Genomic DNA, 11,539 nt, shown 5'->3' with positions numbered 1-11,539 from the left:
ATTAAGTCATTACAATTCTTTATCTATCAGTCTCAACAAACTAAAGAGCCTTTGCAACGCCGTTTTGAAAATATTGAAATATATGGACCATTTGTTGTGCATTCTAGTACTCATACTTATAATCAATATTTTATTAAAGCTGTAGATGCTCAACAAGAATGGCTAAATACAATTTTAGACTCTCCATTATTAATAACATTAATACTCTTGTTTTTAGGTATGCCATTATTGGTGTTGTTATCCTTTAAAATCACCAAACCAGTTCAAAATCTAACCGCTTCTGCTAATGCTATTGCCACTGGACATTTAGAACCTAATCCTAAACTTGAAAAAGAGGGAATTTATGAAATAAGAGAGGTTGGAAAAAGCTTTAATCATATGGTAACAAGTTTAAAAGACTTAACTGAACAACAACAGAGAATGATTTCTGACGTTTCTCACGAGCTAAAAACCCCTTTAGCAAGATTGCAATTAGCAACTGCTATTTTACGTCGCAAAGCAGGAGAGCTTCCTGAAATTAATCGAATTGAAAATGAAATTGGTAAACTTGACCAAATGATCAAAGATTTACTCGTCATTTCTCGACAAAAACTGAATTATCAAATTCATAAGAAAATATTTAAAATTAATGAAATCTGGCAAGATGTTATTGAAGATGCTAAATTTGAAACTTCACAAAATAATATTGTTCTTATTGTTAAACAAAATATTGAAAATCCGGCACTCTATTCTATTAATGGATCTCAGGATTCCCTTGCTAGTGCATTGGAAAATTTAGTTCGTAATGCACAAAAATATGCGAATCAAATTATAGCTATTTCAATAGATATACAAGATAAAAAATTAATTCTAGTAGTTGAAGATGATGTAAATGGTGTGCCAGAAGATGAATATGAAAATATTTTAAAACCTTTCTATCGTGTAGATAAAGCCAGAACTAGAGAAACAGGCGGCACAGGTTTAGGCTTATCTATTGTGCATAATGCGGTACAACAACATCAAGGTGATATTCATTTAACAAAAAGCGATATGGGTGGTCTAAAGGTAGAATTAGCTATTCCGCTTTGGGCACAACATTCCTAAATTTGTAAAATTTATGAGAAAAACGACCGCTTGTATGAATTTAATCGAGATTGAAAATCTAAATAAATATTTCGGCTTGGGAGAAAACCAAGCCCATATTTTAAAAAATATTAACCTTACCATAGAGCAAGGTGATTTTGTTGCGATCATTGGGGCATCAGGCTCCGGAAAATCTACTTTGATGAATATCATCGGTTGTTTAGATACCGCAAGTTCAGGTATTTGCCGTATTTCAGGCAAAGAAACTCAGCAAATGACCGCTGATGAGCTTTCTGACCTACGCCAACGTAAATTCGGCTTTATTTTCCAACGCTATAATCTATTGCCTGCTCTTACCGCCAATGAAAATGTGGCTCTACCTGCTATTTATGCAGGTATGGATACCACATCTCGCAAACAACGTGCCGATAATTTATTAGCTAAACTGGGATTAGATGATAAAACACGCAATCGCCCGAATGAACTATCAGGTGGGCAACAGCAACGTGTGAGTATTGCTCGTGCATTAATGAACGGTGGCGAAATTATTTTAGCCGATGAACCTACAGGAGCATTAGATTCCAAAAGTGGTGAAACGGTGCTAGAAATCTTACGAGATCTGCACCAAGAAGGTCATACCATCATTATGGTTACGCACGATCCTAACATCGCTGCTCAAGCCAGCCGCGTAGTCGAAATTAAAGATGGCGAAATTATTCGAGATGAACGTCAAAAACCTTATTCAACAGAACTTAAACTTAATAAAACACCCCATAAACAACCTCGTTTTTTTGACCAATTAATTGAATCCTTCAAAATGGCGAGCAGTGCTATTTTAGCTCATAAAATGAGAGCATTACTCACGATGCTTGGTATTATTATTGGTATTGCCTCAGTGATTTCCGTTGTTGCATTAGGACAAGGTTCGCAACAGCAAATTCTTGCGAACATCAATAATTTAGGCACAAATACAATGGATATTCTCAACGGTACAGGCTTTGGCGACCGACGAGCCAATCTTACTAAAAACCTAACCATTAGTGATGCATTAGCATTAAGCCGACAAAGTTATGTTGAAAGCACAACACCATCAAGTAATGTGAATGCAACCTTAATCTATGGCAACAATGCGGTAACTGGTTCTGTGCGTGGTGTCGGCGAAGAGTTTATGGACGTAAAAGGGCTGAAGCTCATTTCAGGGAGTTTTTTCACGACAGAAGAAGTGAAAAATGTTGCTCAAGTGATTGTGATAGATCCCAACACGCAAAAAGATTTAGGCTTACCTAATCCGGTGGAAGGCGAAATTATTTTAGTGGATAAAAAACCACTTCAGATTATTGGTGTGGCTCAACAAGCCAATGCAATGAATCAAACCAGTCTAACGCTTTGGTCGCCTTATACCACGATTATGCAACGTGTTTCAGGGGCAAAACAGATTGATTCTCTTACCGTTAAAATTAAAGATAATGTCGAAAGCCAAACGGCGGAAAAAAGCATTACTGAGCTACTCACTGCCCGACACGGCAAAAAAGATTTCTTTATTATTAACAGTGATAGCATCAAACAAACCATTACCGATACTACTAATACAATGACATTACTCATTTCCTCTATTGCCCTGATTTCATTGATTGTAGGTGGTATTGGCGTAATGAACATTATGTTAGTTTCGGTAACTGAACGAACCCGTGAAATCGGTGTGAGAATGGCAATAGGAGCAAAACAACGTAACATTTTGCAACAATTCTTGATTGAAGCCGTTGTGATTTGCTTGATTGGAGGCGTAATTGGTATTTTATTGGCAAGTAGCATTATTTGGGCGTTTAATAATTTAGGCTCAAACTTTAAAATGATTCTTTCGCCGGAATCCGTCATTATTGCAGTACTCTGCTCTACCCTTATCGGCATTGTGTTTGGCTATATCCCGGCTCGCAATGCATCAAGGCTTAATCCGATTACAGCTCTTGCTCAAGAGTAATAAATAATTTCACAAGCGGTAAGATTTTTGTAAAATTTTACCGCTTATTTACAGAATAAAAAGGAAAAACCAATGACAATAACCAACATTGAACTAGAACACATTCTCAACACAAAACTAAATAGCTCTGCAATTAATGACTACGCCCCAAACGGCTTACAAGTTGAAGGCAAAAAAGAAATCAAAAAAATCATTACCGGCGTAACTGCCTCACTCCCTCTGATTGAAAAAGCAATTGAGAAAAATGCAGATGCGATTTTAGTCCATCACGGTTATTTTTGGAAAAGCGAAAACCCGTGCATTCGTGGTATGAAAGGTAAACGCATTAAGCAGCTGTTAGTGAATGATATTAATCTGTTTGGCTACCATTTACCCCTTGATATCCACCCGGAACTAGGTAATAACGCTCAACTAGCGAAACATTTAGGCGTAATAAATTTACAAGGTTTAGAAAATACCCCAAGTTCTATTCCAATGTATGGCGAATTAGAAACACCGATTTCTGCGGAAAAACTGAAGCAAAAACTTGAAAAAACGTTACAACGCACCGTTATTTTATGCAACGAATTTACTTCATCGCCACAAAAATTGATTAAAAAAATCGGTATCTGTTCAGGTGGCGGACAAGGCTATATTGATCTCGCTTTTGAAAAAGGCTGCGATGCGTTTATTAGCGGTGAAATTTCCGAACAGACTACCCATTCTGCCCGTGAACAAGGCATTTACTATTTCGCCTGCGGACACCACGCCACAGAACGGGATGGGGTAAAAGCTCTCGGCGAATGGCTGGCTCAGCAATATGGATTAGACGTAGAATTTATTGATATTGATAATCCTGCATAATTCAAAATAAATACAAGCGGTTGAATTTATTTCATTTTTTGTAATATAAATTCAACCGTTTTTATTTCTGCTTATATATTAATTTTGCGATCTAGTTCGAAAAACTTAACACTAAGGCTTGCCTTACTTTTTATAAAGGTTATCTTATTTTTATTACCATTTTTTGTTTACATTTGTAAACAATTTTTATACTATGTGAGAATAAGATAAGATGTCTAAACACCCAAAACATATACAAGCTGCTTTAGATTACGCAGTACAGAATGGTTGGGAAATCTTGAAATCAGGCAAATCAGCCCATTCATATTGCCGTTTACGCTGTGTCTTAGGACATAGCGAACACCAGATGAGTGTATGGAGTACGCCGAGATCACCAGAAAACCACGCTAAACAAATTATTCGTAAAGTTCACGAATGTGGAGAAAAACAATGACACTTTATCACTTTTCTATATTAATTCGAGATGCAGAGAAAGCGATGCCAAATTTAGAAGATATCTTATTTGAAGCCGGTTGTGATGATGCCTTAATCTGTTTTTATAATCAAAGTGTCTATTTAGAATTTGATCGTGAGGCAAAAACAGCACAAGAAGCTATTCAATCTGCTTTTAATGATATCCGTCAAGCGGGATTTTCAGACTTAGTGTTACAAGAGGCTGGAGTTAGCTCATTAAGTGAAATTGCTGCTAGAACAGGGCTAACACGTGCAGCAATTTCTAACTACGCAAATGGTAAACGAGCAAAAGATTTCCCTCGCCCAATTTATGGTGTTGCTAGTGGTTCAGCACTTTACTCTTGGAAAGAAGTCGCAAATTGGCTCTATCAACGTAAAAAAATTTCCAAAATGCAATGGGAAGTAGCAGAGTGCAGCATTAACTAGTGGATTTATTTTCCTTCCCTTCCACATAAGTAATATAAACTGTTGCAGCAATAATAATGGCAGCTCCTAGCCATAATTTACCCGGTGGTACCCAGTTAAAAACGAGCCAGCCGGCTAATACATTGAGCGGTAACTTAATAAAATCAAACGGTTGAATGTAAGAAGCATCTGCTAAATTATAGGCTTTTGCTACTGCTAATTGAGCGAGAGCGGTTAAAAAACCGAGTAAAATTAAAAAGCCAAAATCACTCCACGAAGGAAGGCTAAATCCGCTTGGGCTGAGATTAGTTAAAGCAATCAACAAGTTAAACGGCGTGATTAAAATAAACAGATAAGCAACCATTGTTGTTGGGCTGTCATAACGGGAAAGTTTTTTAACCATCAATGAATAGCCCGCCCAGAAAAAGGCTGCGGCAAGTGGTAATAATGCAATCAAGTTAAAATTATCGCTCCACGGTTCTAAAATAATCATTGCTCCTACAAAACCAAGTGCGGTAGCAACCCAGCGTCTTTTGCCGACGTGTTCTTTTAAAAATAACCCAGAACCGATGGTAACAAAGAGTGGCGATGTCATCAGTAACGCAATACCCTGCCAAATCGGTAATTGGTTAGCTAATGCCATTGTCCAACACTGAATACCGATTGCGGAAAGAAAAATACGAAGACAATGTTGCCCAAAATGTGCCGTCTTTAATGATGAGAAAAAGCCGACATTATTCATACTTGGCACAAGAAACACAAACGCAATCAGATATTGCACTAATGCAATCACACTAGAGTCAATCGGCGAGATGGAAGTCAGCTTTGGAATAAGCGTATTAATGCAGGCAAACAACACACCTGCGGTGATAATTGCAATTGCCCCTTTAATCGGTTGATGATTTTTCATAGATTTAATAAATTCTATTTAGTGAGATAAAATGAATACGTATTTTGGCTGATCTGTTCTGCCACCACTTTTTCTGGCAACTGCTTAATTTCCGCTAGTTTTTGGATTATGGCAACGAGTTGCTGAGTAATTTCTACAGGCTTAAATCCCTCGTGTTGCCAAGGGGCATCAGTTTCAATTAAAAGCCGTTCTAACGGAAACGTCTGAGCGACTTTTTGCGTTTTCGGGTTAGTCAAAATATCGGGCGTAAGACTAACAAAATAAGGGGTTAAAAGCAATTTTTCCAACGTTTCATTACTTGCTTTAAACCAATGGAAATGGGCTTTTTGAATTTGATGTCTTGCCAGCAATTCAAGGGCAATTTCCGTATCCTCATACACAATATGCAAATTTAACGGCAAATTATACCGCTTGCTTGCCACAATAAAACGCTCTAACAAATCAATATAAGGCTGATAATCTAATGCCGGATTTTCTCGCTTCAGATAATGCGGCAGTCCCACTTCGCCACAAGCGGTCAAATTTTTATGATTTTTTGCAATAAAATCAAAAAGTTGTTCAATTTCACACTTAGCAGGCAAAGCCTGTTCCGGATGAAAACCGGCTGCGATATATAAATTGGTATATTGATCTTTTAATGCCAACAACCTCTCACAACTTTTCAGATTAGTTGCCACCGCAAGCACACCACTTAAATTAGGTTGTTGGAAAATTTCAGCAATTTCTTGATCGGAAAATTGATCGAGATGGATATGGCTATCAAAAAGCATTTTCTTCCTCCGAGAAAACAGATTTCTTCACAAGAATCTTAGGGCTACTCTTTATTTGTTTCCTTAGGCAATAACTTCGAGCAAATAATAGGGATTATCGATGCAAATCCGGCACCTGAAATTTTCAGTGATTTATCATAAACTGCCGGCTCAAAATAAATAAAACCAAAAATCCAAATTAAAAAGAACCCCATATAAATCCAAAACACTTTATCTTCATCTTTTTGGGTATAACCTTTATAGACAATCACAGCACTACTTACCATCACTGGAATAATAACAATCCAAAACACATTATTGAACAAAGTACCAAATCGCTCAAACGGATTACTGTACTCCTGCATAATGTGGTGAGCAATCCAGATAACCGCCATAAAAACAAGTTGAGAGAAAATAACAATTTTGGCAAATAAAATTAATTTTGAAAATAATGAACGAGAAATCATATTTAAACCTCCAATAAATACGCCTTCAACTGCCCAATTTTATCCCTTACCGCAGCCGCTTTTTCAAATTCCAGATCTTTCGCAAAATCACGCATCTGTTGTTCCAGCGTTTTAAGCTCTTTTTCCAATTCTTTACGAGATTTTGGTTTGTAGTCGTTTGCAGAATTTTCGGCTTTTTTGACCGCTTGTTTGCCGCGTTTTGGCTTGTCGGATTGTCCTATATCGAGCAACTCTCCGACTTTTTTGTTCAGAGCCTGTGGCACAATGCCGTTTTCTTCATTGTATTTCATCTGTTTTTCACGGCGTCGTTCGGTTTCCGTAATCGCTTTCTGCATTGAGTTGGTAATACGGTCGCCGTATAAAATCGCTTTACCGTTGAGGTTTCGAGCGGCTCGTCCGATGGTTTGGATAAGCGAGCGTTCGGAACGTAAAAAGCCCTCTTTATCCGCATCTAAAATCGCCACGAGCGACACTTCCGGCATATCCAAACCTTCTCGCAGTAAGTTGATACCGACCAGCACATCAAACATTCCCATACGAAGATCGTGAATGATCTCTACTCTCTCTACGGTATCGATATCGCTGTGTAAATAACGCACTCGTACGCCGTGTTCATCTAAATAATCGGTTAAATCTTCCGCCATTTTTTTTGTGAGCGTCGTAACCAGCACTCGCTCGTCCACCGCCACTCGTTTGTGAATTTCGGAAAGTAAATCATCCACTTGCGTAGCAACAGGGCGAACTTCGATAATTGGGTCGAGTAAGCCTGTTGGGCGAACGACCTGATCGACAACATCGGGATTTTTCTCTAATTCATAGGCTCCCGGTGTTGCCGACACATAGATCGTCTGTGGCGAAAGGCGTTCAAACTCTTCAAATTTAAGCGGTCGGTTGTCAAGAGCAGACGGCAAACGGAAGCCATACTGTACCAAAGTTTCTTTTCTCGCTCGGTCGCCCCGATACATTCCACCGATTTGTGGCACAGTAACGTGGCTTTCATCAATCACCAAAATACCATCTGTCGGCATATAATCAAACAAAGTCGGCGGTGCTTCGCCCTCTTTTCTTCCAGACAAATAGCGTGAGTAATTTTCAATGCCTGAGCAGTAGCCTAGCTCGTTCATCATCTCAATATCAAACTGAGTACGTTGAGCAATGCGTTGCTCTTCCAGCAATTTATTTTCTTGAATAAAGTAAGTTCGGCGTTCGGCAAGCTCTTCTTTAATCTGCTCAATCGCATCTAAAATTCGTTCTCGTGGCGTAACATAGTGCGTTTTCGGGTAAATCGTGTAGCGAGGCACTTTACCTACACTATGCCCCGTGAGTGGGTCAAACAATGAGAGATTTTCGATTTCGTCATCAAACAACTCAACCCTTAAAGCCACTTCATCACTCTCGGCAGGGTAAATATCAATCACATCGCCACGTACACGGAAGGTTGAACGCTGGAATGCCTGATCGTTGCGTGTGTATTGTAACTCGGCAAGGCGAGTGAGAATTTCACGTTGCCCAATCATTGCTCCTACTTGCAAATGCAACATCATCTGCATATAGGCATCAACATCACCCAAGCCGTAAATTGCCGACACGGAGGCAACTACAATGGTATCTCTGCGTTCTAAGAAAGATTTAGTGGCGGAAAGCCGCATTTGCTCGATCTGCTCGTTGATGGAGGCATCTTTCTCAATAAAGGTATCACTTGCCGGCACATAAGCTTCGGGCTGGTAGTAGTCGTAGTAGGAGACGAAATACTCCACCGCATTTTCAGGAAAAAAAGCTTTCATCTCGGCATAAAGCTGAGCGGCGAGCGTTTTATTTGGAGCAAGTACCATCGCAGGGCGATTAAGTTGTGCAATGACATTCGCAATCGTGAATGTTTTCCCCGAGCCCGTTACACCGAGCAAGGTTTGATGAGCCAAGCCGTCATTTAAGCCTTCCGTTAGCTTGGCAATCGCCGTCGGCTGATCGCCTGAAGGTTTGAATGGAGAATGGAGAATAAAAGGTTTGTGCTGTTTGCTCATATCGTTCCTACCTAAAAATTTAGTTTATTTTAGCATAAGCAAGCGGTCTTTTTTCGCTAAAAATTTACAAATTAAAATGTGAAGTTGCTCACAAAATTTTTATTTTATTTTTGAGAATAATTCGCAACAGTATTATTATTCAGTTCAACATATTTCATTTTAGGAGATTCTATTATGCGTTTAACCAAACTTGCTTTTGCCCTTTCTAGCTTTTTTATCGCCGCTCACGCAGTTGCGTTAGATTTAAGCAAAGAAACCGAAACGTACAAACAATTTGTGATTGAAGAAATCGACCAGTTAGTAACAGGCACAGAAAAGTTTGTGGGTTATCTCGAACAAGGCGATGTGCAAAAAGCGAAAGAAATCTACCCGCTTGCAAGAATGCACTTTGAGCGTTCAGAACCCATTGCGGAGAGCTTTGGCGATTTAGATCCGCGTATTGATGCCCGCCTTGCCGATTTAGCCGAAGAAGGTAAAACAGAAAAAGATTGGTCCGGCTTCCACAAAATCGAAAAAGTGTTATGGGAGAAAAATACGACCAAAGGTACAAAAGAAACTGCCGACCAATTACTCAAAGATGTGAAAGAGTTACGAGCTAAAATTCCAACCGCAGAAGTTACGCCTGAGCTAATGATTACCGGTGCAGTCGATTTGTTAAACGAAGTTTCAACCACTAAGGTAACAGGCGAGGAAGAAATTTTCTCAAAAACCGATTTGTATGATTTCAAAGCCAATATTGAAGGGGCGGAGAAAATTTATCAAATTTTTAAACCGCAATTAGAGAAAGTGGATGCCAAACTTTCCGCTGAAATTGCAAACCGTTTTGCTGCTGTAAATGGGTTGCTGGAAAAACATAATAAATCCAAAACAGGCGGGTATGATTATGTAGGCTATGATACTCTTTCAAAAGCCGATATCAAAGCTCTTGCAGAAGCCGTGAATCAACTGGGTGAACCATTAGCTCAATTAGGTGTACTTTTAACTAAATAATGGGGTAAAAATGATGGCAGAAAATCGTTCTCGCCGTGATTTCTTAAAACACTCCGCATTAATGGGAGCAGGCTTATTGTCTGCTCCTGCTTTTGGTTTAGAATCACGTCAAATTCCACAAAACGCACAAAATCAATACGCTTTTTATGGCGAACATCAGGCTGGTATCACAACACCGGCACAGAAGCATATCTACTTTTTGGTATTGGATTTAGATACTCACGACATTGCCAAAGTGAAAAGTATTTTCCAAAACTGGACAGCTTATAGCAATAACCTCACACAAGGTAAAAACGTGAAGCCTTATAGTAAAAATGCGTTTATCCCACCTAATGATACAGGTGAGGCAGATAGTTTATCGCCGCAAAATCTGACATTAACTTTTGGTGTTAGCCCGAGCTTTTTCAGTAAATTAGGTATTGAAAAATTAAAGCCTGCCGAACTCAAAGATCTCCCCCACTTCCCTCGAGATCAACTTCAAGCTGAATATACCGGCGGCGATATCTGCATTCAAGCCTGTGCTAACGATCCGCAAGTCGCCTTCCACGCAGTGCGGAATTTAGTTCGTGTAGCTCGAGGCGAGGTAAGAATGCGTTGGTCGCAAATGGGGTTTAACTCTTTTATTGATGAAAGAACGCCTCGTAATCTGTTTGGCTTTAAAGATGGTACAGCGAATGCGGATACCTTAAAAGAACAGGAAAATACCATTTGGGTACAAGATGGTTGGTTGAAAGGTGGCTCTTATTTAGCCGTTCGCCGTATTAAAATGTTTTTAGAAACGTGGGATCGCACCCATCTCCGCTCGCAAGAAGAGACCTTTGGTCGCCATCGGGATTCAGGGGCCGGGCTTGGACATCAGCACGAATTTGAGGCTTTAGATTTAGAGAAAAAAGATGAAAAAGGAAATCTTGCGATCCCTGACATTTCCCATACTCATCTTGCGAATAAGACAGGACTTAAAATACTTCGTCGGTCATTTTCCTACTCTAGCGGTATTGATGATAAAGGACAATTTGATGCAGGCTTGCTGTTTATTTCATTCCAACAAAGTCCCGAGCAATTTATTAAAATCCAAAATGCGTTAGGAAATATAGATAAAATGAATGAATATATTACCCATATCGGCAGTGGCTTATTTGCCTGTTTTGCGGGTGTAAAAAATGAAAACGACTACTTGGGTAAAGCCCTTTTTGATTTAATTTGAGGAGGATAAATGAAATTTAAAAATTGGCTACTTCTTTCGTTGCTTTTCTCAGCAAATCAAATTCCAGCTAAAGTGAATGTTAACCCTTTATTTGTGCAACTTTCTGATGCAATGACAGAAGCAAAAAAGGGCGAAATTGCAAAATCTCAGCAAAATTTGACCGCTTTACAGCAAGATTTTCTCAATCTTGAACAAAACGATTCTATTGCCGGTATTCAAGTAAAACGCACCCTTAAATCAGCCATTAATAGCCCAAATGTAGAAACCTTAGAACAACTGGCAAAAAAACTCTATGACTTTGAAAAGGAGCAAAATCCTGTCAATTACGGTGCAAAACATCAAGATTTCACCACAAAAATGACACCACTGTATGTGGAGCTAAAAGTTGCTACTCAATCCAAAGATCTCACAAATATTAAAAAAGCAGCTCGTCAGTTTGGGCGAAATTGGGCAAAAC

The 11,539-nt window shown here is 39.1% G+C and carries 12 protein-coding genes; 8 read left to right on the top strand and 4 right to left on the bottom strand.

Annotated features, from left to right (window positions below; all coding sequences use genetic code 11):
- From ACJHV0_RS08200 to ACJHV0_RS08180, 5 genes are all read left to right on the top strand, one after another.
- Positions 1 to 1,083 (top strand): ATP-binding protein (locus ACJHV0_RS08200; protein WP_483133887.1); only part of this gene is annotated, 1,083 nt, incomplete at its 5' end.
- Between the two features lie 34 nt (positions 1,084 to 1,117).
- The gene (locus ACJHV0_RS08195; protein WP_483133886.1) at positions 1,118 to 3,040 is read left to right on the top strand and encodes a MacB family efflux pump subunit; all 1,923 of its coding nucleotides are present in this window, start codon (positions 1,118 to 1,120) and stop codon (positions 3,038 to 3,040) included.
- Between the two features lie 72 nt (positions 3,041 to 3,112).
- Positions 3,113 to 3,883 (top strand): Nif3-like dinuclear metal center hexameric protein, encoded by a 771-nt coding sequence (locus ACJHV0_RS08190; protein ID WP_283385900.1) that lies wholly within the window; start codon positions 3,113 to 3,115, stop codon positions 3,881 to 3,883.
- A 211-nt stretch (positions 3,884 to 4,094) separates the two neighbouring features.
- Entirely contained in the window at positions 4,095 to 4,316 is a 222-nt protein-coding gene (locus ACJHV0_RS08185; RefSeq protein WP_283385901.1) for a hypothetical protein, read from the top strand.
- Positions 4,313 to 4,762, top strand: a complete 450-nt coding sequence (locus ACJHV0_RS08180; protein WP_283385902.1) for a helix-turn-helix transcriptional regulator — start codon at positions 4,313 to 4,315, stop codon at positions 4,760 to 4,762. Before ACJHV0_RS08185 ends, ACJHV0_RS08180 begins: the two co-directional genes overlap by 4 nt.
- Here ACJHV0_RS08180 and ACJHV0_RS08175 read toward each other — a convergent pair.
- Genes ACJHV0_RS08175 through uvrB form a run of 4 tightly spaced genes read right to left on the bottom strand, consistent with a single transcriptional unit; the run spans position 4,755 to position 8,888 of the window.
- Positions 4,755 to 5,651: a DMT family transporter gene (locus ACJHV0_RS08175; RefSeq protein WP_334237534.1), complete on the bottom strand. Its 897-nt coding sequence runs from the start codon at positions 5,649 to 5,651 to the stop codon at positions 4,755 to 4,757. The genes ACJHV0_RS08180 and ACJHV0_RS08175 overlap by 8 nt on opposite strands.
- A 14-nt stretch (positions 5,652 to 5,665) precedes the next feature.
- Positions 5,666 to 6,421, bottom strand: a complete 756-nt coding sequence (locus tag ACJHV0_RS08170; protein WP_483133885.1) for a TatD family hydrolase — start codon at positions 6,419 to 6,421, stop codon at positions 5,666 to 5,668.
- A 44-nt stretch (positions 6,422 to 6,465) separates the two neighbouring features.
- Entirely contained in the window at positions 6,466 to 6,867 is a 402-nt protein-coding gene (locus tag ACJHV0_RS08165; RefSeq protein WP_483133884.1) for a hypothetical protein, read from the bottom strand.
- 2 nt (positions 6,868 to 6,869) lie between these two features.
- Positions 6,870 to 8,888 carry an excinuclease ABC subunit UvrB gene (gene uvrB / locus ACJHV0_RS08160; protein WP_483133883.1) on the bottom strand — a complete coding sequence of 673 codons (2,019 nt, stop codon included), beginning with the start codon at positions 8,886 to 8,888 and terminating at the stop codon, positions 6,870 to 6,872.
- Between the two features lie 174 nt (positions 8,889 to 9,062).
- Here uvrB and efeO point away from each other — a divergent pair, with 174 nt between their 5' ends.
- From efeO to ACJHV0_RS08145, 3 genes are all read left to right on the top strand, one after another.
- Entirely contained in the window at positions 9,063 to 9,878 is an 816-nt protein-coding gene (gene efeO / locus ACJHV0_RS08155; protein ID WP_483133882.1) for an iron uptake system protein EfeO, read from the top strand.
- 10 nt (positions 9,879 to 9,888) lie between these two features.
- Positions 9,889 to 11,082 (top strand): iron uptake transporter deferrochelatase/peroxidase subunit, encoded by a 1,194-nt coding sequence (gene efeB, locus ACJHV0_RS08150; protein WP_483133881.1) that lies wholly within the window; start codon positions 9,889 to 9,891, stop codon positions 11,080 to 11,082.
- 9 nt (positions 11,083 to 11,091) lie between these two features.
- On the top strand, positions 11,092 to 11,539 hold a 448-nt coding region (locus tag ACJHV0_RS08145), incomplete at its 3' end, for a Fe2+/Pb2+ permease (RefSeq protein WP_483133880.1).

This window comes from Mannheimia sp., assembly GCF_056854775.1.
Note: the sequence above shows the minus strand (reverse complement) of the source record. Positions and strands in the feature narration are given on the sequence as shown.

Bases quoted from the DNA above. Each gene is read 5' to 3' on its own strand.
- ACJHV0_RS08195 (WP_483133886.1), top strand. From the start codon at position 1,118: ATGAATTTAATCGAGATTGAAAATCTAAATAAATATTTCGGCTTGGGA.
- ACJHV0_RS08190 (WP_283385900.1), top strand. From the start codon at position 3,113: ATGACAATAACCAACATTGAACTAGAACACATTCTCAACACAAAACTA.
- ACJHV0_RS08185 (WP_283385901.1), top strand. From the start codon at position 4,095: ATGTCTAAACACCCAAAACATATACAAGCTGCTTTAGATTACGCAGTA.
- ACJHV0_RS08180 (WP_283385902.1), top strand. From the start codon at position 4,313: ATGACACTTTATCACTTTTCTATATTAATTCGAGATGCAGAGAAAGCG.
- ACJHV0_RS08175 (WP_334237534.1), bottom strand. From the start codon at position 5,651: ATGAAAAATCATCAACCGATTAAAGGGGCAATTGCAATTATCACCGCA.
- ACJHV0_RS08170 (WP_483133885.1), bottom strand. From the start codon at position 6,421: ATGCTTTTTGATAGCCATATCCATCTCGATCAATTTTCCGATCAAGAA.
- ACJHV0_RS08165 (WP_483133884.1), bottom strand. From the start codon at position 6,867: ATGATTTCTCGTTCATTATTTTCAAAATTAATTTTATTTGCCAAAATT.
- uvrB (WP_483133883.1), bottom strand. From the start codon at position 8,888: ATGAGCAAACAGCACAAACCTTTTATTCTCCATTCTCCATTCAAACCT.
- efeO (WP_483133882.1), top strand. From the start codon at position 9,063: ATGCGTTTAACCAAACTTGCTTTTGCCCTTTCTAGCTTTTTTATCGCC.
- efeB (WP_483133881.1), top strand. From the start codon at position 9,889: ATGATGGCAGAAAATCGTTCTCGCCGTGATTTCTTAAAACACTCCGCA.